General features: G+C 60.7%; 27 protein-coding genes. 23 read left to right on the forward strand and 4 right to left on the reverse strand.

Annotated elements, in window-relative coordinates; genetic code table 11:
• Positions 1–29: 29 nt before the first annotated feature.
• From pcaD to aroQ, 12 genes are all read left to right on the forward strand, one after another.
• Positions 30–827: a 3-oxoadipate enol-lactonase gene (pcaD, locus tag ACQZ5K_RS22785; RefSeq protein WP_448741498.1), complete on the forward strand. Its 798-nt coding sequence runs from the start codon at positions 30–32 to the stop codon at positions 825–827.
• A gap of 3 nt (positions 828–830) precedes the next feature.
• Positions 831–1,280: a 4-carboxymuconolactone decarboxylase gene (gene pcaC, locus ACQZ5K_RS22790; protein ID WP_448741499.1), complete on the forward strand. Its 450-nt coding sequence runs from the start codon at positions 831–833 to the stop codon at positions 1,278–1,280.
• Entirely contained in the window at positions 1,277–2,017 is a 741-nt protein-coding gene (gene pcaH, locus ACQZ5K_RS22795; protein ID WP_003505508.1) for a protocatechuate 3,4-dioxygenase subunit beta, read from the forward strand. Before pcaC ends, pcaH begins: the two co-directional genes overlap by 4 nt.
• 2 nt (positions 2,018–2,019) lie before the next feature.
• Positions 2,020–2,640 carry a protocatechuate 3,4-dioxygenase subunit alpha gene (gene pcaG / locus ACQZ5K_RS22800; protein ID WP_448741500.1) on the forward strand — a complete coding sequence of 207 codons (621 nt, stop codon included), beginning with the start codon at positions 2,020–2,022 and terminating at the stop codon, positions 2,638–2,640.
• A gap of 32 nt (positions 2,641–2,672) precedes the next feature.
• A complete protein-coding gene (locus tag ACQZ5K_RS22805; protein ID WP_448741501.1) occupies positions 2,673–3,734 on the forward strand; it encodes a 3-carboxy-cis,cis-muconate cycloisomerase in 1,062 nt (353 codons plus the stop codon).
• Between the two features lie 370 nt (positions 3,735–4,104).
• The gene (locus ACQZ5K_RS22810; protein WP_059758436.1) at positions 4,105–4,773 is read left to right on the forward strand and encodes an amino acid ABC transporter permease; all 669 of its coding nucleotides are present in this window, start codon (positions 4,105–4,107) and stop codon (positions 4,771–4,773) included.
• A 10-nt stretch (positions 4,774–4,783) separates the two neighbouring features.
• Positions 4,784–5,434: an amino acid ABC transporter permease gene (locus ACQZ5K_RS22815; protein ID WP_035262651.1), complete on the forward strand. Its 651-nt coding sequence runs from the start codon at positions 4,784–4,786 to the stop codon at positions 5,432–5,434.
• Between the two features lie 41 nt (positions 5,435–5,475).
• On the forward strand, positions 5,476–6,315 hold the full coding sequence (locus tag ACQZ5K_RS22820; RefSeq protein WP_137005619.1) for a transporter substrate-binding domain-containing protein: 840 nt from the start codon (positions 5,476–5,478) through the stop codon (positions 6,313–6,315).
• 41 nt (positions 6,316–6,356) lie between these two features.
• Complete coding sequence (locus ACQZ5K_RS22825) at positions 6,357–7,190, forward strand: transporter substrate-binding domain-containing protein (protein ID WP_233284833.1); 834 nt, start codon at positions 6,357–6,359, stop codon at positions 7,188–7,190.
• Between the two features lie 29 nt (positions 7,191–7,219).
• The gene (locus ACQZ5K_RS22830; protein WP_003505500.1) at positions 7,220–7,978 is read left to right on the forward strand and encodes an amino acid ABC transporter ATP-binding protein; all 759 of its coding nucleotides are present in this window, start codon (positions 7,220–7,222) and stop codon (positions 7,976–7,978) included.
• Between the two features lie 72 nt (positions 7,979–8,050).
• Positions 8,051–8,920 (forward strand): shikimate dehydrogenase, encoded by an 870-nt coding sequence (locus ACQZ5K_RS22835; protein ID WP_137005617.1) that lies wholly within the window; start codon positions 8,051–8,053, stop codon positions 8,918–8,920.
• On the forward strand, positions 8,917–9,360 hold the full coding sequence (gene aroQ / locus ACQZ5K_RS22840; protein WP_137005616.1) for a type II 3-dehydroquinate dehydratase: 444 nt from the start codon (positions 8,917–8,919) through the stop codon (positions 9,358–9,360). The genes ACQZ5K_RS22835 and aroQ overlap by 4 nt, the downstream gene beginning before the upstream one ends.
• Here aroQ and ACQZ5K_RS22845 read toward each other — a convergent pair.
• Entirely contained in the window at positions 9,335–10,027 is a 693-nt protein-coding gene (locus ACQZ5K_RS22845; RefSeq protein WP_137005615.1) for a TetR/AcrR family transcriptional regulator, read from the reverse strand. The two genes, aroQ and ACQZ5K_RS22845, sit on opposite strands and share 26 nt — an antisense overlap.
• Positions 10,028–10,146: 119 nt before the next feature.
• Between ACQZ5K_RS22845 and ACQZ5K_RS22850 the strand changes: the two genes are divergently transcribed.
• On the forward strand, positions 10,147–12,048 hold the full coding sequence (locus ACQZ5K_RS22850) for a bifunctional sugar phosphate isomerase/epimerase/4-hydroxyphenylpyruvate dioxygenase family protein (RefSeq protein WP_137005959.1): 1,902 nt from the start codon (positions 10,147–10,149) through the stop codon (positions 12,046–12,048).
• Between the two features lie 77 nt (positions 12,049–12,125).
• On the opposite strand, the gene ACQZ5K_RS22855 is transcribed toward ACQZ5K_RS22850, so the two are convergent.
• The gene (locus tag ACQZ5K_RS22855) at positions 12,126–12,428 is read right to left on the reverse strand and encodes a putative quinol monooxygenase (protein WP_137005614.1); all 303 of its coding nucleotides are present in this window, start codon (positions 12,426–12,428) and stop codon (positions 12,126–12,128) included.
• A gap of 51 nt (positions 12,429–12,479) precedes the next feature.
• Entirely contained in the window at positions 12,480–12,827 is a 348-nt protein-coding gene (locus tag ACQZ5K_RS22860) for a hypothetical protein (RefSeq protein ID WP_448741502.1), read from the reverse strand.
• A gap of 78 nt (positions 12,828–12,905) precedes the next feature.
• Here ACQZ5K_RS22860 and ACQZ5K_RS22865 point away from each other — a divergent pair, with 78 nt between their 5' ends.
• The 5 genes from ACQZ5K_RS22865 (at position 12,906) to ACQZ5K_RS22885 (ending at position 19,896) form a co-directional block, all read left to right on the forward strand.
• Positions 12,906–14,726, forward strand: coding sequence for an ABC transporter ATP-binding protein (locus tag ACQZ5K_RS22865; RefSeq protein WP_448741503.1), 1,821 nt, complete (start codon positions 12,906–12,908; stop codon positions 14,724–14,726).
• Positions 14,727–14,767: 41 nt separating this feature from the next.
• On the forward strand, positions 14,768–16,303 hold the full coding sequence (locus tag ACQZ5K_RS22870; RefSeq protein ID WP_137005612.1) for an ABC transporter substrate-binding protein: 1,536 nt from the start codon (positions 14,768–14,770) through the stop codon (positions 16,301–16,303).
• Positions 16,304–16,378: 75 nt separating this feature from the next.
• Positions 16,379–17,302, forward strand: coding sequence for an ABC transporter permease (locus ACQZ5K_RS22875; RefSeq protein ID WP_037092271.1), 924 nt, complete (start codon positions 16,379–16,381; stop codon positions 17,300–17,302).
• A 6-nt stretch (positions 17,303–17,308) separates the two neighbouring features.
• Positions 17,309–18,157: an ABC transporter permease gene (locus tag ACQZ5K_RS22880; RefSeq protein ID WP_448741504.1), complete on the forward strand. Its 849-nt coding sequence runs from the start codon at positions 17,309–17,311 to the stop codon at positions 18,155–18,157.
• Positions 18,158–18,162: 5 nt separating this feature from the next.
• A complete protein-coding gene (locus ACQZ5K_RS22885; protein WP_448741505.1) occupies positions 18,163–19,896 on the forward strand; it encodes a M14 family metallopeptidase in 1,734 nt (577 codons plus the stop codon).
• Positions 19,897–19,923: 27 nt separating this feature from the next.
• Here ACQZ5K_RS22885 and ACQZ5K_RS22890 read toward each other — a convergent pair whose 3' ends face one another.
• Positions 19,924–20,295, reverse strand: a complete 372-nt coding sequence (locus tag ACQZ5K_RS22890) for a hypothetical protein (RefSeq protein ID WP_078053182.1) — start codon at positions 20,293–20,295, stop codon at positions 19,924–19,926.
• Between the two features lie 377 nt (positions 20,296–20,672).
• Between ACQZ5K_RS22890 and ACQZ5K_RS22895 the strand changes: the two genes are divergently transcribed.
• From ACQZ5K_RS22895 to ACQZ5K_RS22915, 5 genes are all read left to right on the forward strand, one after another.
• A complete protein-coding gene (locus tag ACQZ5K_RS22895; RefSeq protein WP_003519825.1) occupies positions 20,673–21,845 on the forward strand; it encodes an ABC transporter substrate-binding protein in 1,173 nt (390 codons plus the stop codon).
• 90 nt (positions 21,846–21,935) lie between these two features.
• Positions 21,936–22,799 carry a branched-chain amino acid ABC transporter permease gene (locus ACQZ5K_RS22900; protein ID WP_003519826.1) on the forward strand — a complete coding sequence of 288 codons (864 nt, stop codon included), beginning with the start codon at positions 21,936–21,938 and terminating at the stop codon, positions 22,797–22,799.
• 1 nt (position 22,800) lies between these two features.
• On the forward strand, positions 22,801–23,808 hold the full coding sequence (locus ACQZ5K_RS22905) for a branched-chain amino acid ABC transporter permease (RefSeq protein WP_137005608.1): 1,008 nt from the start codon (positions 22,801–22,803) through the stop codon (positions 23,806–23,808).
• Positions 23,805–24,569 (forward strand): ABC transporter ATP-binding protein, encoded by a 765-nt coding sequence (locus tag ACQZ5K_RS22910; protein WP_020809643.1) that lies wholly within the window; start codon positions 23,805–23,807, stop codon positions 24,567–24,569. The genes ACQZ5K_RS22905 and ACQZ5K_RS22910 overlap by 4 nt, the downstream gene beginning before the upstream one ends.
• The gene (locus ACQZ5K_RS22915; protein WP_020809642.1) at positions 24,550–25,266 is read left to right on the forward strand and encodes an ABC transporter ATP-binding protein; all 717 of its coding nucleotides are present in this window, start codon (positions 24,550–24,552) and stop codon (positions 25,264–25,266) included. Before ACQZ5K_RS22910 ends, ACQZ5K_RS22915 begins: the two co-directional genes overlap by 20 nt.
• Positions 25,267–25,329: the final 63 nt, after the last annotated feature.

Raw genomic sequence — 25,329 nt, forward strand, 5'->3', positions numbered from 1 at the left:
TGCAATATCCCCGGCAGGAGGAGCACATCATGCATTTTCTGCGCTGCGGCGAGACCGTGATCCATTACCGCGTCAGGGGATTGGACACAGGCAAGCCGGTCATCGCCTTCATCAATTCGCTCGGCACCGATTTCCGCATCTGGGATGCGGTGATCGAAGCGCTCGGGGATGATTATGCCTATGTGCTGCACGACAAGCGCGGCCACGGGCTTTCCGATGTCGGGCACGCCCCTTATTCGATAGACGATCATGCCGGCGATCTGATCGCGCTGCTCGATCATCTTGGCGTGAAGAGCGCGATCATCTGGGGCCTGTCGGTCGGCGGCCTGATCGCGCAGGGGCTTTATGCCCGCCGTCCCGATCTGGTGTGCGCGCTCATACTCAGCAACACCGCCCACAGGATCGGCACAGCCGAGATGTGGAATGCCCGCATCGACAAGATCGCCGCAGATGGCCTCGTCTCGCTGGTCGATCCCGTCATGGAGCGCTGGTTCACACCCGCCTTCCGCCAGCCTGACAATGCCGCCTATGCCGGCGCGCGCAACATGCTCTCGCAACAGCCGGAAGCCGGTTACAGCGGCACCTGCGCCGCCATCCGCGATGCGGATTTTACCGAAGAGGCCGGGCGCATCGCCGTGGCGACGCTTTGCGTGGCGGGCGATCAGGATGGCTCAACACCGCCGGAACTGGTGCAATCGCTGGCTGGCCTCATTCCCGCAAGCCGCTTCGTCACCATTGCCGGCTGCGGCCATATTCCCTGCCTTGAACAGCCGCTCACCTACGCGCAGGCGGCGTGCATTTTTCTCAAGACCTTGCCGGAGCATTGACCGATGGCGGACCATATCGACAAGAACGAACGTTTCGAACAGGGCATGAAAACCCGCCGCTCCGTGCTCGGCGACGCCCATGTCGACCGGGCGCAGACCATGACGTCCGGTTTCGACCAGCCTTTCCAGCAGCTCATCACCGAAGCCGCCTGGGGAACGGTGTGGTCCGGCAACCACTGGACGAAGCGCGAGCGCTCGATGGTGACCATCGCCCTGCTCGCCGCACTCGGGCAGGACGAAGAGCTGGCCATGCATGTGCGCGCCACCGCCAATACCGGCGCCACCGAGGCGGATATTCGCGAGGCGCTGCTGCATGTGGCGATCTATGCCGGCGTGCCCGCCGCCAACCACGCTTTCAAAATCGCCAAGCTTGCCCTGGCCAGCATGAAAGCCGATAGTTCCCCGGATAATTCTGGCAATTATAATTCTGGCGATGAGGAGGAGACGAAATGAGCAACCAGCCGCCGGAAACCGGACCGTTCTTCGCACGCAACCGCGACATCCATCCGCTCGCCTATGCGCCCGGCTACAAAACCTCGATCCTGCGTTCGCCGCAGCGCGCGCTGATTTCGCTGGAAGGCACCAAGAGTGAGATCACCGGCCCGGTCTTCGGCCATGGCATGCTGAACCCGCTGGATAACGACCTTATCCTCAATTATGCCCGCCCCGGCGAAATGCCGGTCGGGCCGCGCATTCTGGTGCACGGCCGGGTGCTGGACGAGCGCGGTCGCGGCGTGGATGGCGCGCTGGTGGAATTCTGGCAGGCCAATGCCGGCGGCCGTTACCGCCACAAGAAGGAAAGCTACCTCGCCGCCATCGATCCGAATTTCGGCGGCGTCGGCCGTACCATCACGGATGAGAACGGCTATTACTGGTTCAAGACCATCCAGCCCGGCGCTTATCCCTGGCCGAACGGCGTCAATGACTGGCGGCCGGCCCATATCCATTTCTCGGTCTTCGGCCATGGGTTCGCCCAGCGGCTCATCACCCAGATGTATTTCGAAGGCGACCCGCTGATCTGGAAATGTCCGATCGTCAAGACCATTCCGGATGAGGATGCGATCAGAAGACTGATCGCGCCGCTGGACATGAATGCGACGCTGCCGATGGACATGCTGGCCTACAAGTTCGATATCGTTCTGCGCGGCCGCCGCTCGACCCTTTTTGAAAACCGCATGGAGGGCAACTGACCATGGTTCAGCCGCTCAACTATCTCAAGGAAACCGCCTCGCAGACGGCGGGCCCCTACGTGCATATCGGCTGCACGCCGAATTTCGTCGGCATCGAGGGCGTGTTCGAGAAGGATCTCGGCTCCGGTCCGCTTTATAACGACAAGGCCCGCGGCGAACGCATCAGCGTGCGCGGCACGGTCTATGACGGGGCCGGAATGGCGCTGAAGGACGCGCTGATCGAAATCTGGCAGGCCGATACCGACGGTTATTACAACAGCCGCAGCGAAACGCGGGGCAAGGCCGATCCGAATTTCATCGGCTGGGGCCGCTCGCCCGGCGACATGGATACGGGCGAATTCGTCTTCGAAACCATAAAGCCGGGCAAAGTGCCGTTCCGCGATGGCCGGCCGATGGCGCCGCATATCACGTTCTGGATCGTCGCGCGCGGCATCAATATCGGCCTGCAGACCCGCATGTATTTCCCGGAAGAACAGGAGGCCAATGCCGCCGATCCGGTTCTTGCCCGCATCGAGCAGAAAAGCCGCATCGCCACGCTTGTCGCCAAAAAAGAGGAAGGCAACGTCTATCGTTTCGATATCCGCCTTCAGGGCGAAGGCGAAACCGTGTTTTTCGATATCTGACGCATATCGCGCAAAAGAAAGCGAGACGGAAGATGAGCCTTTCCCCCTTCGAGCATCCTTTTTTGTCAGGCCTCTTCGGCGACAGCGAGATCGTCGAGCTGTTTTCGGCAAGAGCGGATATCGACGCCATGGTCCGTTTCGAGACGGGGCTGGCGCAGGCGGAAGCGCAGGCTGGCATCATCCCCGAGGATGCGGCGGAAACGATCGTTTCGCGGCTTTCGGACTTTGCCGCCGATATGACCGCGCTTCGCCATGGCGTCGCGAAGGACGGCGTCGTGGTTCCCGAACTCATCCGGCAGATGCGCGCGGCGGTCGCCGGTCAGGCGGCGGAAAGGGTGCATTTCGGCGCCACCAGCCAGGATGTCATCGATACCAGCCTGATGCTGCGGCTGAAGGCTGCGGCGGAAATCATCTCCGCCCGGCTCGGCCGCCTGATCGATACGCTGGGAGACCTTGCCTCCCGCGACGGCCACAACCCGGTGACGGGCTATACTCGGATGCAGGCCGCCATCGGCATCACCGTCGCCGACCGGACGGCGAGCTGGACTGCGCCGCTGGAACGCCACCTGCTGCGGCTCGAAAGTTTCACGCAGAGCGGCTTCGCCCTGCAATTCGGTGGGGCGGCCGGCACGCTGGAAAAGCTTGGCGACAATGCCGCAGCGGTGCGTGCCGATCTCGCAAAACGGCTCGGCCTTGCCGACAGGCCGCAATGGCAAAGCCAGCGCGACAGCATCGCCGAATTCGCCAATCTGCTCTCGCTGATCACCGGCGCGCTCGGCAAGTTCGGGCAGGATATTGCGCTGATGGCCGAACTCGGTGCGGAAATCCGCCTCTCCGGCGGCGGCGGATCCTCGGCCATGCCGCACAAGCAGAACCCGGTCAATGCCGAAACGCTGGTGACGCTCGCACGCTTCAATGCGGTGCAGATATCCGCCCTGCACCAGTCGCTCGTGCACGAACAGGAACGGTCCGGCGCGGGCTGGATGCTGGAATGGCTGTCACTGCCGCAAATGGTGACGGCAACCGGCGCCTCGCTGCTGATCGCCGGTCGATTGGCCGAGCAGATAGACAGGCTGGGCACACGCGAAAACTAGTCGCAAGGCCGGTCGATTTCGTGTGCAAACTGGGTTTTCGGGCACTGCCGAACAGCAGCCGGAGACGATGCGACGACGCGCGGGAAGTGATTGCGCTTTTCCGCATTAGTCATTGATAAAAAAGACTTTATTCAGAAATCCTGAAAATGAAAAAACAGCATGAAAGCTGCTTTTTTAACCGGACATGCCGCTTGACAAAAAAATGAACTAACTGGTACAAACATTATGATTAACAGCCTGCCGCCGCCAAGGGTTTTGAAGCCTGCGGCGACAGTGAACGACAAATGGAGGGCTTTGGCGCCGCAAGGTTTCCAAAGCGATGCGGACAAGGCGAAACGCCTGTCCGGACCCGAACGGGTTGGGAGGAATAATGTCTTACAGTCTCGATTTTTCGGCGGTCATAGACCGCCTTCCCGAGCTGCTTTTAGCCTGTCTGGCGACGATCGGCCTTGCGATTGCCGGCATGTCGCTCGCCACCGTCATCGGCGTTCTGGGCGTCGTCGCCCGCCGCTCGCGGTTCAAGCTGCTGCGCGGCCTCGTCATCGGTTTTGTGGAAACTATCCGCAACACGCCGTTTCTGGTGCAGATATTCTTCATCTTCTTCGCCCTGCCGCAGATCGGCATCAAGCTCAACCCGACGGTAACGGCCATCATTGCGCTGGCTCTGAACGGCGGCGCCTATGCGATTGAAATCATTCGCGGCGGGGTCGATTCCATTCCCAAGGGCCAGGTGGAGGCGGGGCTTGCGCTCGGCCTTCACCGCGCGCAGATCTTCCGGCACATCATCCTGAAGCCGGCGCTGCGGGCGGTCTATCCCTCGCTTACCAGCCAGTTCATCATGCTGACGCTGACCACCTCGGTCTGCACCTCGATCGCCGCTTACGAGCTGACCTCGGTGGCGCAGAAGATCGAGGCGGATACCTTCCGGTCCTTCGAGGTCTATTTCTCGATCACGCTGCTTTATCTGGTCATTTCCTCGCTGATGATGGGCATTTTCTCGCTCATCTCCCGCGCATCCTTCAGCTATCCGGTCAAGTGAGGAAAAGACAATGGCATCCATCGGTCCCAACGAACTCTTCTTCCTGCTGCAAGGCCTGAAATGGACGCTTGCGCTGACCATCATCGGCTTTATCGGCGGCGGCGTCTTCGGCCTTTGCGTGGCGCTTGCCCGCGTCGCGGACAGCCCGGCAATCCAGCGCGCCAGCACCGGCTACATCGCCGTCTTTCAGGGCACGCCGCTCCTGATGCAGCTTTTCGTGGTCTATTACGGCGTGGCGCTTGCGGGCCTCAATGTCGATGCCTGGATTGCGGTCGCCATCGCTTTTACGCTGCATGCCAGCGCCTTCCTCGGCGAAATCTGGCGCGGCGGCATTCAGGCGGTGCCGAAAGGCCAGACGGAAGCCGCCAATGCGCTCGGCCTGCATTACATCTCGCGTATGAAGGACGTGGTTCTGCCGCAGGCCTTCAAGATTTCGCTGCCGGCCACCATCGGTTTCCTCGTGCAGCTCATCAAGGGCACCTCGCTTGCGGCCATTGTCGGCTTCGTCGAGCTGTCGCGCGCCGGCCAGATCGTTTCCAACCAGACGTTCCGCCCGCTCACCGTCTTCGCCCTCGTCGGCGTCATCTATTTCCTGATCTGCTGGCCGCTTTCCCTGTGGGGCGCCAGCGTTGAAAAGCGGCTGCAGACCGCAACCCGCTAAGTCCATGAAGATCTCATCAGCTTTGTAAGGAGGAGCAAAAGATGAAAACCACCAGCATGAAATTCTCTCGTCGCGCCGTGCTCGCGCTTGCCGCGGCAACGGTTGCCCTGCCCTTCGTCGCACCGGTCGATGCTTTCGCCGGCACGGTGGAAGAGGCCAAGGCCAAGGGCAAGGTCGTCATCGGCATTCAGGGTGACAACTCGCCGTGGGGCTTCGTCAATTCCAGCGGTGTGCAGGATGGCCTCGATGCGGATATCGGCAAGGCCTTTGCCGACTATCTCGGCGTCAAGGCGGAATTCGTGCCGCTTGCCGTGGCAAACCGCATTCCGGCCCTTCTGACCGGCAAGGTGGACCTGTTGTTCGCAACCATGGCAATGACGCCCGAACGTGCCAAGAGCATCCAGTATTCGAAGCCCTATGTCGGCAACGTCTTTTCCGTTTACGCCGCCAAGGACAAGAAAATCGCTGGCTTTGACGACCTGACTGGCGTCTCCGTCGGGGTTCCCAAGTCCAGCGCCATGGATACAGCCATCACGGCAGGAGCTGGGACGAAAGCAAACATTCTGCGCTTTGACGACGACGCCGCCAATATCCAGGCGATCATATCCGGGCAGGTGGACGCTGTCGGCGGCAATATGTTCTACGGTGACCGCCTGAACAAGGCGGCGGAAGGCAAATTCGAATCGAAATTCGATTTGACCACCATGTATAACGGCGCCGGCACCCGGCCCGGCGAAAAGGACTGGAACGAAACCGTCAATGCCTTCCTCGACAAGATCAAGTCTGACGGCCAGCTCGCCAAGATCTACGACAAGTGGATGAAGCGCGAAGTCCCGGCCTTCCCGGACAGCCTGCCCGACATTCCGTTCACCGTGAAGTAACGGCGGGTTCCGTCTGGATTTGGGAGGAGGAAACAGTGAAAATCTTGAAAACCCTGACGGGTTGGCGAGCAACCTTTGCGGCGGGACTGACGGCAGCTTTGCTGCCGGTTCTGACGCCGGTGGCGGCAGATGCGAGAACGCTTGACGAGGCAAAAGCCAGCGGCAAGGTCGTGATCGGTATCCAGGGCGACAATGCGCCCTGGGGTTTCATCAATTCCACCGGCGTTCAGGAGGGTTACGACGCCGATCTCGCAAGGGGATTTGCGGATTATCTGGGGCTGAAGGTGGAATTCGTGCCGCTTGCCGTCGCCAACCGCATCCCTTCGCTTCGCACCGGCAAGGTCGATGCCCTGTTCGCATCGATGGGAATGACGCCGGAGCGGGCGAAGAACGTGCAATATGCGCAGCCCTACGCGCATAATGTCATGTCGGTCTATGCTACCAAGGACAAGAAGATCGCCGGTTTCGACGATCTGACTGGAATGACCGTCGGCGCACCGAAATCCAGCCCTATGGATACGGCCTTGACCGCAGGGGCTGGCACCAAGGCGAATATCCTTCGCTTCGATGACGACGCCGCCACCATTCAGGCGATCCTGTCGGGCCAGATCGAGGCGATCGGCGGTAACCAGTTCTATGGCGACCGTCTCACGGCTGCCGGCGGCAAGGATTACGAGGTGAAGTTCGACCTCGTGACCCTTTACAACAGCGCCGCCACACGCCCCGGCGAAAAGGACTGGAACGAAGCGCTGAACGCCTATCTGGACAAGATCAAGGCCAATGGCGACCTCGAAAAAGTCTACGCCAAATGGATGAAGCGCCCGGTACCGCAGTTCCCGGCTTCGCTTCCCGACATTCCCTACACCGTCAACTAACACTGCTGCCAAGCATGAAGGAAAGTTCCATGCCGCAATCCGCCGCTCAGGCTCCGCTGATCGCCCTTGAAGGGGTGGGAAAGTGGTATGGAGCCTTCCACGCGCTTAAAAACGTCAACATGACGGTTCGCAAGGGCGAAAAAATCGTTCTTTGCGGGCCGTCCGGTTCGGGCAAATCCACGCTCATCCGCTGCATCAACCATCTGGAGGAAATCCAGGAGGGCAAGATCACGGTCGAGGGAACGACGCTGTCGGATTCCAGCCGCGCCATCGATGCGGTTCGCCGCGAAGTGGGCATGGTGTTCCAGAGCTTCAATCTCTTCCCGCACAAGACCATCATGGAAAACTGCACGCTCGCGCCCATGCGGGTGAAGGGCCTGTCGAAAGCCGATGCGGAGGCGACGGCGCGCAAATATCTGGAGCGCGTGCGCATTCTCAACCAGGCAGACAAGTACCCGGCCCAGCTTTCCGGCGGCCAGCAGCAGCGCGCGGCCATCGCCCGGGCGCTGTGCATGGAGCCGAAGGCCATGCTGTTCGATGAGCCGACCTCGGCGCTCGACCCGGAAATGGTGAAGGAAGTGCTCGACACCATGATCGGCCTTGCCCGCGACGGCATGACGATGATCTGCGTGACCCATGAAATGGGCTTCGCACGGCAGGTGGCCGACCGGGTGATCTTCATGTCGGAAGGCGAGATCATCGAAGAAGGCCCGCCGGAGGAATTCTTCCGCGATCCCAAGCACCAGCGCACGCGCACGTTCCTCGGCGAAATTCTCGCCCACCACTGAGGTTCGCGCGCTCTTAAGGCGGGCGGGGATAATCCCGCCTCTCCCACACCGTCCGATGAGCGACACGTGATTATGACAGAGAAAACATCTTTCAAGGTCGGCCTGATTGGTGCCGATATACAGCTTTCCAAATCGCCCGCGCTGCACATGCGCGAAGGGGCGGCTCACGGCCTCGATTATTCCTACGAGCTGGTGGATGTCACCGCCCGCAAGCTGCTGTCAAGCGCCCTTCCCGACCTGCTGGACGAGCTGGAAGCGCGCGGTTTTGCCGGCACCAACATTACCCATCCCTTCAAGCAGGCCGTCATTCCGCATCTGCACGAACTGTCGGACGATGCCCGTATGCTGGGCGCGGTCAACACCATCGTCTTTAAGGACGGACGCCGCATCGGCCACAATACCGACTGGTACGGCTTTTATGAAAGCTTCGTTCGCGGACTGCCGGATGCGAAGCGCGACCGGGCGCTTCTGGTCGGCGCGGGTGGCGCTGGCGTTGCGGTGGCCCATGCCGCATTGAAGCTCGATATCGCCCGTCTCGACATTCTCGACCGGGATTTCGCAAGAGCGGAGCAACTGGCCCGGGAACTCAATGCACGCTTCGGCGAGGGCCGCGCGCTTGCCGTCAAAGACCCCGCCGCCTCCCTGCCCTTTGCCGATGGCCTGATCCACGCCACGCCGATGGGCATGCCGGCCCATCCCGGCATGCCGGTTCCGGCCGATCTCATCGAACGGCGGCACTGGGTGGCCGATATCGTCTATATGCCGCTTGTCACCGAGCTATTGGCGACAGCGGCGAAAAAGGGCTGTCGCACCCTGCCCGGCGGCGGCATGACGGTGTTTCAGGCCGTCGGCGCATTCCGCCTCTTCTGTGGCCGCGAGCCGGATGCCGGGCGCATGACGGCGCATTTCACCGAGCTTTGCATGGCGGAGGGGGTCGCATGAGCCTTTTCACTGTTCTGAACGGTCCCAACCTCAACCTGCTCGGCCAGCGCCAGCCGGAAATCTATGGTTATGAAACGCTCGCCGATATCGAGGCCAATTGCCGTGGGATCGCCGAAACCGCGGGCCACGATCTGTTTTTTGCCCAGAGCAACCGGGAATATGAGCTGATCGACTGGATTCACGAAGCCCGCGGCAAGTCCGCGGGCATTGTCATCAATCCCGGCGCCTTTACCCACACCTCGGTCGCGATCCTCGATGCGCTCAATGCCTTCGAGGGGCCGGTGATCGAGGTGCATATTTCCAACATCCACAAACGCGAGGTTTTCCGGCACCATTCCTATGTCTCGACCCGCGCCGAAGGCGTGATCGCCGGCCTCGGCATCGAAGGTTATGACGTGGCGTTGCGCCACCTCATCAATCGCCTTTCCCGATCCTCGTAATATGCTCGGGCATCAATACATAGCGCAGCAACATCTCCGCCACATGCGCAGACAGCGCTTCCTGGCCGGCCTCGCTAAAAAGCGTGTCGCCAAAATTGAACGAAAACGTCTCGATGTTCGAGACATTATAAAAAGACAAAGCACTGATCTGCCAATGCAGTTCAAGAGCGTCCAGCCCGGGCCGAAACACGCCGGCATCCTGCCCGCGTTTCAATATTCGGCGCATGATTTCAATGGCCGGTCGGTTGACGTTGCGGATCGCTTCGGAAACCCTGATGTGCCTGCCGTGATGAATGTTTTCCGTCATCACCATCCGGACGAAAGCGGGGTTGCGGCGGTGGTGCTCGAAGGTAAACCGACAGAGCTTCTCAAGTGCGGCGATCGGTTCGAGATCATCCAGCTCAAGACTGCCTTCGCCGCCGCGCACCTGCGCATAGGCTTCCTCCAGCACGCGTTTGTAAAGGCCTTCCTTGTCGCCGAAATAATAATAGATCATGCGCTTGGACGTGCGCGTGCGCGCCGCAATCTCATCGATGCGGGCGCCCGAAAGGCCATTCTGCGAAAATTCCTCCATCGCGACCGAAAGAATATCCCGGCGCACCCCTTCCGGATCGCGCTTCGCCTGCCGGGTATCGCGGGTGCCTTTGGAGGTCGTGCTTTTGCTCATGCTTCATTCCCTGGACGGGGCTGGCTTCTGGCTGCGTCCCCTTTATTAACCAATCAGTACATAAGGCTGAAAAGGAAGGCAATATGGCGAGCTATGACACAACAAGACACGGCATGCCAATGCGCACATCCATTGCAACCGTATCGATCAGCGGCGAATTCCCCGAAAAGCTGGCGGCCATCGCCAAAGCGGGCTTTTCCGGCGTTGAGATTTTCGAAAACGATTTCCTGACCTACGACGCCTCGCCGCGCGAGGTGAAGGCCTTGGCCGCCGATCACGGGCTGGATATCACCCTTTTCCAGCCGTTCCGCGATTTCGAGGGCATGCCGGAGCCGCACCGGAGCCGCGCTTTTGAAAGGGCCGAGCGCAAATTCGACATCATGGGCGAACTCGGCACCGATCTGATGCTGATCTGCTCGAATGTCTCGCCGGTCTCGCTCGGCGGCATCGACCGCGCCGCCGCCGATTTCCATCAGCTCGGCGAGCTTGCGGCAAAACATGGCGTGCGTGTCGGTTACGAGGCGCTGGCCTGGGGCCGCCATATCAGCGATCACCGCGATGCCTGGGAGGTGGTGCGCCGTGCCGACCACGCCAATGTCGGCATCATCCTCGACAGTTTCCACACGCTGTCGCGCAAGATCGACCCCAATTCGATCCGCTCCATTCCCGGCGACAAGATTTTCATCGTGCAGCTTGCCGATGCGCCGCTGATCGACATGGACCTGCTTTACTGGAGCCGCCACTTCCGCAACATGCCGGGCGAAGGCGATCTGCCGGTGGTGGATTTCATGCGCGCCGTGGCGGCAACCGGTTATAGCGGCCCGCTGTCGCTCGAAATCTTCAACGACCAGTTCCGGGGCGGCTCGGCACGGCTGCTAGCCGAAGACGGCCACCGCTCGCTCATCAACCTGATGGACCAGGTGCGCCGTCTCGAACCCGACATCCGCATCGATGTGCCCGCCATGCCGGAACGGGTGGAGACGGAAGGCGTGGAATTCGTCGAATTCACCACAGCACCGGAAGAAAAACCCAATCTGGAAGCCCTTCTCACCACGCTCGGCTTTGAAAACACCGCCCGGCACCGCAACCGCGATGTAGATCTTTATACGCAGGGCGATATTCGCATCGTTATCAATACCAGCGATGGCGGCGACAGTTTCGCGGGAGCCTCCTATTCCATCCACGGCACCAATGCCTATGCCTTCGGGCTGAAGGTGAACGATGCCGCAGCAGCGCTGGCGCGGGCCGAAGCGCTCGGCGCGCCCACCTTCGCCGAACCGCGCAAGTCAGGCGAAGTCGCCGTTCCCGCCATTCAGGGCGTGGGCAACGGCGTCATCTATTTCCTCGACGGTTCACCAGAGCTTTCCTCCATCTGGGACAATGAATTCGTGCCCACGGAAGGCCGAACGCCGCAAGGCGATGCCGGCCTCAGGCGGATCGATCATCTTGCGCAAACAACGCATTACGATGAAATGCTGACCTGGCTTTTATTCTACACCTCGCTATTTGCGACGCGGCGCACGCCGATGGTCGACGTGGTCGATCCGGGCGGGCTGGTGCGCAGCCAAGCGATTGAAAGCGTGCCCTCGCCGCATTTCCGTCTGACCATGAACGGTGCGGACAATCGCAAGACTTTCGCCGGCAAATTTCTGGCCGAGGGCTTCGGCACCAGCATCCAGCACATCGCGTTTGCCACCGACGATATTTTCGCCACAGCAAAAGCCCTGCAGGCGCGCGGTTTCCACGCCCTGCCGATCTCGCGCAATTATTACGACGATCTGGAAGCCCGTTTCGGGCTGGAGCCGGAGTTTTCCGATGCGCTCAGGGCCGCGAGCATTCTTTATGACCGCGACGACAATGGCGAATATTTCCAGATCTACAGCCGCACCTTCGGCGAGGGTTTCTTCTTTGAAATCATCGAAAGGCGCGGAGCCTATGGCGGTTATGGCGCGATGAACGCCCCCTTCCGCATCGCCGCACAAAGACGGCTTGCGCCGCCGGTCGGCATGCCGAAGGAATAAATCCCGGCGCCGAAATACGATCGGGCAAATCCGATCAGGCCGCAGCCGGCAGGAATGCCGCTGCGGCCTGTTTTCATTCACGCCAGTGTCGTTATCTCGTAATCGCGTGGAATGGCGGAGGTCGCCGTGAACCACTCGGACGCCCGTGTCCGCTGCTGATGGAAATCGAAGGCGGCACGGTCGGCAAAAAGCTCCTCCACCTGCCAGATCAGGGGATCGCCTGTCTCGAACACCTCGAAGGAAAGACAGCCGGGTTCCGCTCTGGTCAGACGCAGATGTTCGGGAAGGTAGCGCCGCACCAGCTCGACATCATCCCTGGACAAGCAGCGTAAAAAGCCCCTCAGCCTGACTGCGCCTGCCTTGTTGTTCATGCCCGGCATTCATCGTTCTTCTCAAAGGTTTTTAGCGACAATAATCGTGGAATACACGCATCATTGCGAAGCATTCTTCAGGAATGCGAGCTCAAAATCGGTGCAGCTGCGTATTTGTAGAGCAGTACACAAAAATTGTTCAACACTCTGGACATGATTGTTCGGTTTTGTTAGCTTTTTCGCAAAACAAGGGTGGGGAATTAGAGCTACATGCGCATCGTCGAATCTGCGGCCGACGCAAATCATCCGGCCGGTACCGATGAGGTTGCCTGCGGCGCTTCGGTGACATCGAATGTGCCGTGTCCGCGGGCGACGGCCAATGCGCATTTTGCCGACAAAGCGGCCTGAAGACATGCAGTTCTTCGCGACATTCCCGTCCTTGCCCATGGCGTCGCCCAGCACGCGCATGGCCGAGACATTTTCCCCTTCCTCATTTTCACATGGCCGCGCCAGCTTTGCCGCGCAGGCCACGCCGGAGACGCTGACATGACTGCCGCACCCGCAAATGCCCTCCTCTCGGTCGAAGGCCTGAGCGTCGAGTTCGGCAATAGCCGCGTCGTGGACGATATCTCCTTCAGCGTCGAGCCCGGCCGCACGGTCGCGGTCGTCGGCGAATCCGGATCGGGAAAATCGGTCACCTCGCTTTCCACCATGCGCCTTGCCGACATGATGGGCGCGACCTACCCCACCGGCAAAATCCTGTTTGAAGGCAAGGACTTGCTGAAGGCGTCACAGAAAGAGATGCGCGCGATCCGCGGCAAGGAGATCGCCATGATCTTCCAAGAGCCGATGACCTCGCTCAACCCCGTTTTCACCATCGGCGACCAGATCTGCGAAGTACTCGTGCTGCATGAAAAGATGGGCAAGCCGGCAGCGCTGGCGGAAGCACAGACGCTGCTCGAAATGGTGCGCCTGCCCGATGCCGCCGAGCTTCTGAAGCGATACCCGCACCAGCTTTCCGGCGGCATGCGCCAGCGCGTGATGATCGCCATGGCGCTCGCCTGCCGGCCGAAGCTTTTGATCGCCGACGAGCCGACGACGGCGCTTGACGTGACCATTCAGGCGCAGATCCTCAACATCATGCGCGACCTGCAAAAGAAGCTCGGCATGGGCATGGTCTTCATCACCCACGATATGGGCGTGGTGGCGGAAATGGCCGATGACGTCGTCGTTATGTGGAAGGGCAAGAAGGTCGAGGAAGGTCCTGTAAAAGATATCTTCGCCAACCCGCAGCACCCTTACACGCGCGCCCTGCTTTCCGCTGTTCCGCGCCTTGGCAGCATGGAAGGCGAAGAGTTTCCCAAGCGCCTGCCGCTCACCGTGTTGCAGGACGGCCAGCCGGTCGTGGTCGGTGAGGAACGCGTGCAAAACACCGCAAAATACGACGCGAAGCCGCTTTTGTCGGTCAAGGACCTGTTTGTCCGCTTCGATATCCGCAAGAACCTGTTCGGCAAGGCGACGCACCGCCTCAGCGCCGTGCAGAAGGTGAGTTTCGATATTCATGCCGGCGAAACGCTGGCGCTGGTGGGCGAATCCGGTTCCGGCAAATCCACCATCGGCCGCACCATCCAGCAATTGCAGACGGCCATCTCGGGCGAGATTGCCTTCAATGGTCGCAGCTATTCTGAGATGTCGGCGGCGGAGCGTTTCCGCATGCGCCAGGAAGTGCAATATATCTTCCAGGACCCCTTCGCCTCGCTCGATCCGCGCAAGACGGTCGGTTTTTCGATTGCCGAGCCGATCAACACCCACGGTTTGATCAATGATCAGAAAGCCGTAAAGCGGCGGGTGGATGAATTGCTGGAGCGTGTGGGCCTCAGCTCCGAACATGCCGCGCGGTATCCGCACGAGTTCTCCGGCGGCCAGCGCCAGCGTGTCTGCATTGCCCGCGCGCTTGCCTCCGATCCGAAGCTTATCATTGCCGACGAGGCTCTGTCGGCGCTCGATGTTTCCATTCAGGCGCAGATCATCAATCTGTTCATGGATTTGCAGGCCGAGCGTGGCCTCGCCTATCTCTTCATCAGCCATGACATGGCAGTCGTGGAAAAGATGAGCCACCGCGTCGCCGTACTTTATCTCGGCCAGATCATGGAAATGGGCAGCCGCCGGCAGGTCTTCGAAACGCCGACGCATGATTACACCCGCCGCCTGCTATCAGCCGTGCCGGTCGCCGATCCGACCATCGAGCGCCGCATCGCCATGATCGAGGGCGAAATTCCCAATCCCGTGCGCCGTGTCGGCGATGAGCCGGCCATTCTCGCCCATGAGGAAATCAATCCGGGCCACTTCATCGCGAAGAGCGCCTGAATAACAACCAGAACCACAACCATCTGAAGAGGAACAGGTAGATGACAATGATCAAGAAGGGGATGACGACAACGTTCGTCGCGCTTGCCATGGCCGCAACGGCCTTGACCGCCGCACCGGCTCTTGCCGCCGGCAAGATGACCATTTCCAGCCCGCAGGATCCGGGCAGCTGGGATCCAATCGACACCTTCCTCGTGCAATGGGCGGCCGTCGCCACCAACATCTTCGATGGCCTCACCTATCGCGGCCCGGACCTGAAGGTTGTGCCCGGCCTTGCCGAATCCTGGGAAGAGCTGGATGAGGGCAAGCGCATCCGTTTCAAGCTGCGCCAGAACGTCAAGTTCCACAATGGCGAACCCTTCAACGCCGCCGCCGTCAAGTTCACCTTCGAGCGCCTTCTCGGCGAACAGGGTGCCAAGGGCCCGCAGCGCTCCAACTATGTCGCCATCGAAAGCGTCGAGGTCATCGATGATTACACCGTCGACATGAAGCTGAAGGCGCCGGATCCGGTGCTGCTGACCAAGCTTGCCGGTTATGGCGGCATGATCGTTCCGCCGAAATATATTCAGGAAAAGGGCGAGGACAATTTCAACCTCAACCCTGTCGGCACCGGCGCGTTCAAATTCGTTTCCTACGCGCCGAAGACCAACATCAAGCTCGAAGCCAACCCGGATTACTGGGGCGGTGCGCCAAAGCTTTCCGAGCTTGAATATCGCTTCATCGCCGAGCCGGCGACCGCCGTTGCCGAATTGCAGGCTGGCCGCGTCGATCTCGTCATTCCGCCCACCATCCCGATCGGCATGATTCCGGTTATCCAAGGCGATTCCAAGCTTGAGATCGTCAGCGTGCCCGGCCCGACCGTCGATGCGCTGCGCTTCAACACCCGTGACGGCATCACCGCCGATCCGAAGGTGCGCAAGGCGATCATCATGGCCGTCGACCGCGGCACGATCGTCAAGTCGATCCTCGCCGGTCAGGCATCTGAAATCGCCAGCTTCCAGAGTGCGCTGTCCTTCGGCTACGACGCCGATCTGAAACCGCTGCCTTACGATCCGGCAGGCGCAAAGAAGCTTCTCGCGGAAGCCGGCGTCAAGCCGGGTGCGGCGTTGCAGATCGATATCCGCGGCAATGACGCGACGATGAACGAGGTGGCGCAGGTTATTTCCAGCTACCTCTCCATGGTCGGCATCACCGCCACCATCAAGCCCTATGAAACCAACGTGCTGCTGAACGACATCATCCCCCAAGGCAAGACCGGCGCGATGTTCCAGCAGAAATGGGGCGGCTGGACCTTCGATTACGACAACACCGCCTATTCCATGTATCACTCGGGTGAAAAGTGGAACCCTTACGACAAGGACGAAAAGCTGGACAAGCTGCTGGAATCCCAGCGTCCGCTGACCGACCGTGCCGAGCGCGAAAAAATCCTCAAGGAAATCGGCAGCTATACCGCCGAACGCGCGCTGGAAATCCCGCTTTACAACACCAATGCCATTTACGGCATCAACAAGCGGGTCAAGGGTTTCGTGGCACCGCCGGATAACCGCCTGAAGCTGACCGACGTCACCGTCGAATAAGCTGGTTAATCCTCTCATAAGTCGCCTTGCCCGCCACGCGCGGGCAAGGCAGAACTTCTCTTCAAGGTAAAAAACGTGGCCGGTTTCCTCATCAAGCGATTGCTGCAGGCGATTTTTGTCGTCATAGCCATCACCCTTCTCGTTTCTTTCGCCATTCGCCTCACCGGCGATCCGGCTGTCACCATGTTCCAGGGCGGCGGCAGCATGACGGAAGACGATCTGGCGCGCATCCGTGCGGCGCTCGGCACCGACCGGCCGTTCTTCGTGCAATATTTCAGCTTCCTGAAGGGCCTCGTGACGCTGGATTTCGGCCGCAGCTTCACCGGCAGCACGCCGGTTTCGCGCCTCATCGCCGATGCCCTGCCCGCCACGCTGCTTCTCGCCTTCATCTCCATGGCGGTGTCGATTGCGCTTTCCATTCCGCTCGGCATCAAGGCGGCGACCTCGCGCGGCAAGACGGCCGATCAGGTGATCCGCATCTTCTCGCTCATCGGCCTGTCCTTCCCGAATTTCTGGCTGGCCACCATGCTGGTGCTGTTGTTCTCCATCACGCTCGGCTGGCTGCCGCCAAGCGGCATGGGTGGTTTTGCCAGCTACATCATGCCCGCCGTGACGATGGGCGTCATCCTCACCGCCACCAATGTGCGCCTTGTGCGCACCGCCATGCTCGATACGCTGCGCTCGCAATATGTCATGGTGGCGCGCGCCAAGGGCCTCAGCGAAAGCAAGGTTCTCTACAAACACGCGCTGCGCAATTGCGCCATTCCGCTCATCACCTATTTCGGCCTGCAATTTGGCGGGCTGCTGGGCGGCATCGTCGTCATCGAGCGCGTCTTCAACTGGCCGGGCCTCGGCACGCTGGCTTTCGACGCGGTCGGCGCGCGCGACTATCCCGTGCTGCAAGCCGTCATCACCGTGCTGTCGCTGATGATCGTCGGCATCAACCTTCTGGTCGATATCGCCTATGGCCTTGTCGATCCGCGCATCCGCACGGAGTAAGTGACGATGGCTGCCAAAACCTCGCGTTTCGCGCGCTTCACCAATCTCGAATTCGTCCTCGGCGCGTTCCTCACGACAGTCATCTGCCTTGCCGTCGTCTTTTCCGACGTGCTGTTTCCGGGCGGTGCGGACAAGATCGACCTGATGGCCCGCCTTGCCAAGCCCTTCGCCAATGCCGCCCATCCGCTCGGAACCGATCCGCTCGGCCGTGACGTGCTCGCCCGTGTCGTCGCCGGCGGCAAGATTTCGCTGCTTGTCGGCTTCACCTCGGTTATCGGCGCCGTCATCTTCGGTGTCGCGGTCGGTCTGGTCGCCGGTTATTATCGCGGCTTCTGGGATATGCTGGTCATGCGCTTTGCCGATATCCAGCTCGCCATGCCCTTCATTCTGCTCGCCATCACCTTCATCGCCATTGTCGGCGGCAGTCTCACCAACACCATCATCCTCCTGATCGTCTCGCAATGGGTGCAATATGCCCGTCTCGTTCGCGGCTCGGTGCTGACGCTCAGGGAGCGGGAATTCATCCTTTCCGCCCGCGCCATCGGCGTGAAGGACTGGCGCATCATTCTCCAGCATCTGCTGCCGAATCTCATCGGCCCGGTCATCGTGCTGATGACGCTCAATGTCGCCAACAATATCCTGCTGGAAAGCAGCCTCACCTTCCTCGGCCTCGGCGTCGATCCGACCATTCCGAGCTGGGGCGGCATGCTGGCGGATGGACGGACCTATTTGCAGACGGCATGGTGGGTCAGCGTCTTCCCGGGTCTCGCTATCCTTCTGACGGTGCTTGGCCTCAACCTTCTCGGCGACTGGCTGCGCGACAGCCTCGACCCCACCGGCAGAACCTCGAGGTAACAGCGATGAGCCAGATTTTCGACCAGACTTTCGAACGCACGCTGGATGCGCTTCTCGCCAATGCCGAGCCCGGCCAGTCCTTCGAGGCATGGAGCTTCGATGATGCCAAAAGCCGCCGCGAAGCCGAAAACCGGCTGAAGAAAAAGGGCGTAAGCGCCCGCATCCGCAGCGCCTACAAGCCGCTTCTCTTCACCTTTATGGAAGAGATCAATCTGGATGGCGTCGACACCATAGAGGTGCGTTACCCCGTACACGCAAACGCGCCCGCCAATCGTTTCCGGCTGGAAGCCTATCCGCTGGCGGCTCTGGTGGGCGATGCGAAGATCGACTTCGTCGCCCGAAAAGACGACGCCTTCCATTATGATGTTACCCTGAGCCGCAACGGCAAGAAGGAAACCCTGAAGATTCTGGCGCCAAACCGGGTGCACACCGATATCGTCGGCGACACCAATGTTTCGCCCACCGGCTGGTTCCGGCTTGCCGGCGATGCTGTGGGTGAGCGGCTGGAGACGGATTACGAACGGCTTTTCGAAGCGGCGATCCATGCCGTCGCCAACCATGGCTGGGGCGATGAAGAGCCCTATTTCGAGGAACTGAACATCCGCGTCGCGCATCCGGCCGAAGATTTGCCACTTGCCCTCGGCGATGAGGTCGTCAGCCTGCGCGAAGCCCTGCATGAGGATTTCTATTTCTCGCTCCTGGAGTTCTTCCAGAAGAAGTCCGGCCGGCCGCTGGGTGACCGGGGCCTGAAGCCCGGCCAGATCGTGCCGGAAATTGTCAAAAGCGAAGGCGAAGTCTCCGTCCGCATCGAGGCCCGCACGCTCACCACAGCCTTTCTCGATGGCCGTGAACAGCAGATCGATACGGCCAGCGAACCGGTTGCGGCAGGCCAGCTCGCGAAACTGCTTGAAGAGATCGGCGGCGAAGCCTTCGAGGCCCATTCCCGTTCCGGCCGTATTCTTGCCGCCCGTTATGTCGCCGGCAGCGATTCCGCGGTGATGATCAGCGGCGGTCAGCACCCCAACGAGACCACAGGCATTGTCGGCGCCATCCGCGCCGCCCGCAAACTCGCAGAGCGCAAGGGCGCACATTTCACCATTTCGCCGCTGGAAAATCCGGATGGTTACGCCCTGCATCAACGGCTGAGAGCCGACAATCCGCGCCACATGCATCACGCGGCGCGTTACACGGCGCTCGGCGACGATCTCGAATATCGCACGCGGGAGAATTCGGGCGTCCATCTCAACGAGAAGGCAATCCGTTTCAGGGCGCAGGAGATGAGCGGCGCCAGCCTGCATGTGAACCTGCATGGTTATCCATCCCACGAATGGACCCGGCCGCTTTCCGGTTATGTCCCGCGCAATTTCGCCATGTGGACGCTGCCGAAAGGGTTCTTCCTCATCATTCGCCACCATGCGGACTGGGAAAGGCAGGCCGAAGCCCTGCTCGACCGGGTGACCCGCCATCTCGGCGCCATTCCCGGCCTGCTCGACTACAACAACCGACAGATCGCTCTTTATGAAATCCACGCCGGCGAAACCGGTTTCCGCATCATCAACGGCTTCCCGTGCCTGTCCTCCGTCGACGACCGCCACACCGTGCCGATGACGCTGATCACCGAATATCCTGATGAGACGATCTACGGCAACGACTTCATCACCGGCCACACCGCACAGATGGAAACGGTTCTCTCCGCCTATGATGCCTGGCAGGAGATTCTCGTCGGGGAAGTGGCCTGATATTGCGGGCCGCCCTCGATGGGCGGCCTATTTTCCCGCCGTGCTGGCGAGTTTTTGGTCCCGCTGCTTCTGCAAAAGCCTCTTGCCCTTGCTCAGAATATGCAAATTAGCGGCATCAAGCTTGTTGTACCCGGCCTGAATAATATCAAGATCGGCGACGTGACCGATTGCTGCCAGCTCATGCATCACGTCACCAATAGCGACATCGACACTCGGCTTTTGCAGGTTGACGACATCCTCCACCGCAGCGTGCATGCCTTGCGCGTCTCCGCCCATGACGTGATACAGCGCCAGCGCCTTGCGAAGAAATGCTTCGCGGCGCTCGATCTTATTGTTGAGTATACTTTCGCCAACGCGATCCCGCATCAACTCAACAACTCTATTTTGATATTCGCCCATCAGACACCAAATAAAGTTCACAATATGCTTCGCGAGGCTACAAACAATCCCCTTAGAACTGGTTAAGGCACGAGGCTTGCGCGGGTATGACCGTTATTTTCGAAACATGTCGCAAAAGCTGGTTTTCATGACGAAGCATTTCGATACCACGTGCCGCGAAAACACCGTTCGCGATGGCTGCGGCGGCGCTATATAGTGAGAATCACGGGATGATCACTATTGTGCGATCTCGCATGAGACAAAACCGGCGAGACGGGCATTGATAACCGTCAGGTTATTTATCACCCCCCTTATTTCATTTTACTTTGGCCACCGCACTCATCAATCTGGCAGTCTGGATCGGTGGATGGGAGCCACGGATCAATTGGGAGGAAATCATGAAATTACGGATCACCGCCGCCATCGCGGCCATCTGCTTCAGTACTGCCGCTTATGCCGAGACCATCAAGGTGGGCGTGGTCGGTCCGTTCTCCGGCCCCTTCGCGCTGCAGGGCAAGAACTTCAAGGCCGGCATCGATGCCTGGTTCGCCCTTCACGGCAACAAGGTCGGCGACGATACGGTAGAAGTCGTCTATCGCGATGTGCCGCAGGCCGATCCGGCGCAGTCCAAGGCGCTGGCGCAGGAACTGGTGGTGAAGGAAGGCGTGCAATATCTCGCCGGCTTCTATTTCACCCCCGACGCCATGGCCGTCACGCCTTTGCTGAAGCAGGGCAACGTGCCGATGGTCATCATGAATGCCGCCACTTCGGCCATCGTGACGAAAAGCCCCTATGTGGTACGCACCTCGTTCACCACCTGGCAGACCTCCACCCCCATCGCCAAGGTGGCCTTTGATGGCGGCGTGAAGAAGGTCATTTCGCTGGTCAGCGATTACGGCCCCGGCGTCGATGCCGAGAACGCCTTCAAGGCGGCCTTCACCGCCGCCGGCGGCGAGGTTGTCGAAAGCATCCGCATGCCGCTTTCCACCAATGATTTCAGCCCGATCATGCAGCGCGTGAAGGATTCCGGCGCGCAGGGCGTTTTCGCCTTCCTGCCGTCGGGCCCGACCACGCTCGGTTTCGTCAAAGCCTTCAACGATAACGGCCTGAAATCCGCAGGCGTCAAGCTCTTCGCGCCGGGCGATCTGACGCAGGAATCCGACCTGCCGGCGCTTGGCGAAGCCGCACTCGGCATGCAGACGACCTTCCATTACGCCGTCTCGCATGATTCGCCTGAGAACAAGACCTTCGTGGAAGCCGCCGCCAAGGCCATCGGCAATCCGAAGGAGCTCTCCTTCCCTTCCGTCGGCGCCTTTGACGGCATGTATGTCATCAGCAAGATGATCGAGGCCACCGGCGGCAAACAGGATGCGGAAAAGGCGGTGGACGCGGTGAAGGGTCTTTCCTGGACAAGCCCGCGCGGCCCTGTCAGCATCGATCCGGAAAGCCGCCACATCACGCAGAACATCTATCTGCGCGAAGTGGCCAAGGGCGATGACGGCAATTATTACAACAAGGAAGTCCAGACCTTCGAAAAACAGGGCGATCCGGGCCTCGCCGCCGCGAAGTAACGGCAGCTTTTAAAAGACGTTGTCGGGCCGCCAATAGCGGCCCGTCTCCGGCCCGGATGGGCATTGCAGCACCGGGAGGAATTTTTCAGCATGCAGACGGTCTTCAGCATCCTTGTCGATGCGCTTGCCTATGGCATGGTCCTGTTCATCATCTCCATCGGCCTTTCGGTGACGATGGGGCTGATGCGGGTGGTCAATCTGGCGCATGGCGCCTTCGCCATGATCGGGGGTTATCTCGCCTCCTATGCCGCCCATGGCCTCGGCCTCGGTTACGCGGTGGCGATCCTCGTCGCCATCGTCGGCACCATCGTCATTGCCATTCCGCTTGAGCGTTTTCTCTATCGTCGCATCTATGGCGCGCCGGAACTGACGCAGGTGCTGATGACCATCGGCATCACGTTTTGCATCATCGGCATCGCCAACTTCGTCTTCGGCCCGACGCTGAAGACCATTCCGCTGCCGCAGCAGCTGGCCGGCCCCACCGATCTCGGCTTCCGCACCATCGCCACGCATCGCATCTTCGCCATTGCCTGCGGTCTGGCCGTTGCGGGTGCATTGTGGTTCACCTTCGAAAAGACCGCCTTCGGCATCAAGCTGCGCGCTGCTGTCGATAACGCCGCCATGGCGGCCGCGCTTGGCGTTCGCACCGAGGTTATCTATGCCGTCAGCTTCGCCATCGCCGTCGGCCTTGCCGCCATGGGCGGCGTCATCGGCGCGGAACTGCTGCCGGTCGAACCCTATTATGCGCTGCGTTATATGGTGACCTTCCTCGTAGTGGTCTCGGTCGGCGGCGCGGGCTCCATTCCCGGCGCGCTGATCGCCTGCCTGCTGCTCGGCGCTATCGATACGACCGGGCGCTACCTCGCCCCCGAATATGGCGAATTCTTCTTTTACCTAGCGGTCATCGTGATCATCACGCTGTTCCCGCGCGGCCTTCTCGGAAGGGCGAAATGAGATGGCGGTGCTCATGAACGACGTGACTGAAACGGCAGAAATCCCGACGGCGCGCTCGCCGCTGCGCACGCTTGCGGGGCCGCTCCTCATCATTATCGCCGCTGTTGCCGGTTATTACCTGTTTCCGGATAATCTGGCGCTTCTGACCCGCATCACCGCCATTGCACTGCTGGTGCTGTCGATCGATCTCGTTACCGGCTATTGCGGCGTCGCAACGCTTGGCCATGCCGCGCTCTTCGGCGCGGGCGCCTATGCCGCCGGTATTGCCGCGGCCCATTTCGAGATTACCGATCCGCTGCTGATGACCGTGATCGGCGCAGGCGCGGGCGGCGTTGCCGGGCTGGTCTCCGGCACGGTTCTCTTGCGCGCCCACGGCCTGCCGCAGCTCGTTCTTTCCATCGCCGTCATCCACCTGTTCCATGAGGCGGCCAACAAGGCATCGGGCTGGACGGGCGGCAGCGACGGTCTTGCCGGCGTTTCCCCGGACGCGTTGTTCGGCACCTTCGAATTCGATCTTTTCGGCCGCACCGCCTATATTTATGGCGTCTGTCTGCTGCTCGTCGTCTTCCTCGCCCTCAGGGTCGTGGTCAATTCGCCCTTTGGCATGTTGTGCCGCGGCGTCAAACAGGACAGCATCCGCATTCAGGCCATGGGCGGCGCCGTCAACGGCACGATTTTGAAGATGTTTGTCATATCGGGCGTCGTCGCCGGCATCGGCGGTTCGCTCAACGCCATCTCCACCCAGGTCGTCGGCCTCGACAGCCTCAGCTTCACGCTTTCGGCCGAAGCGCTGGTCATGCTGGTGCTCGGCGGCGCGGGTTCGCTTTACGGCGCGTTGATCGGCACCGTCACCTTCATGTGGTTCGAAGATGTCGTTTCGGCCGCCAATCCGTTCCACTGGCTCACCATTGTCGGCCTGCTGCTGATTGCCGTCGTGCTTTTTGCGCCGCGCGGGCTTTATGGCGCGGGTGAACAGATCATCGCGCGCATCCGTGGAGGTCGCAAATGAGCGCCATTTTCGAAGTCTCCGGCCTCAAGAAGAATTTCGGCGGCCTCGTCGTCACCAACAATGTCTCGCTGTCGCTTTCGCCGGGAGACCGCACGGTGCTGATCGGCCCCAATGGCGCCGGCAAGACCACCTTCGTCAATCTCGTCACCGGCAATATCAAGCCCTCGGCCGGCACGGTGCGCATCGCCGGCGAGGATGTGACCGGCCTCAGCGCCAGCCAGCGGGTGAAGCGCGGCCTTGTGCGCTCGTTTCAGGTCACACGGCTGTTTCAGGATATGACGCCAGAGGAGCATGTGGCGCTTGCCATTCTCCAGCGCGAAGGCAAAACGGGCCGGATTTTCGGCCGTTACCGCGCCATGCCTGCGGTGATGAGCGAAGCCCGCGACATTCTCGGCACGCTTGGCCTTCTGGCCCTTGCCGAAACAAAGGTGCGCGAAATCGCCTACGGCCAGCAGCGGCTGATCGAGATCGCGCTTGCCATGGCGCTTCGCCCGAAAATCCTTTTGCTGGACGAACCGGCCGCCGGCGTGCCTTCCACGGAAACCGCGCGCATCGAACAGGCGCTCGACCGGCTGCCGGCCGATCTAGCGATCCTGATGATCGAGCACGACATGGATCTGGTCTTCCGTTTCGCCAAACGCGTCGTCGTTCTGGCAGCCGGCGCCGTCATCTTCGACGGTTCACCGGAAGACGTCACCAGCAATGCGGAAGTCCGCCAAGCCTATCTGGGAAGTTACGCCGATGCCCGCAGCGCCGCTTGAAATCGTCAACCTCACCGCCGGTTATGGCCCTACCCGCGTCATCGAGGGCCTGTCGCTTTCCGTGCCGTCGGGCTCGCGTTTCGCGGTTCTCGGCCGCAACGGCGTCGGCAAGACCAGCCTCTTCGCCACGCTGGCCGGCCAGACGAAACGCTTTGCCGGCGATATCCGCATCGGCGGGCAGGACATCGCCGCCCTGCCGAGTGCCGCCCGCGCCAAAGCCGGCCTCGGCTACGTGCCGCAGACCCGCGATGTTTTTCCCACCCTCACCGTCGAGGAAAACCTGTTCGTCGGCCTCAAGACCCGGCCGAAATCGGCCATCGAGGAAGCCTACACGCTGTTTCCGCGCCTCAAGGAACGCCGCCGCAATCTCGGCTCGCAACTTTCGGGCGGCGAACAGCAGATGCTTTCCACCGCCCGCACGATTCTCGGCCAACCGCGGGTGCTGCTTCTCGACGAACCGCTCGAAGGCCTTGCCCCCGTCATCTGCGAGGAGCTGATGGCCGCCTTCTCCAAACTCGCCCAATCCGGCGAAATGACCATTCTCCTCGTCGAACAGCGCATCCAGATGGCCATCGACTTCGCCGACCACGCCATCATCATGGAACGCGGCCGCATCGTCTGGGAAGGGCCGTCGAGCGATCTTGCGGAAAACCCGGATATTATCGATACGCATCTTGGGGTCGGCGGGCTGCATTGAGCCAACGCATCGCCGTTGCGCGTTCATATATATAATCTCGTCATACCGGCTTTGAGCCGGTAT

The sequence above is a fragment of the Agrobacterium sp. 22-226-1 genome (genome assembly GCF_053522345.1).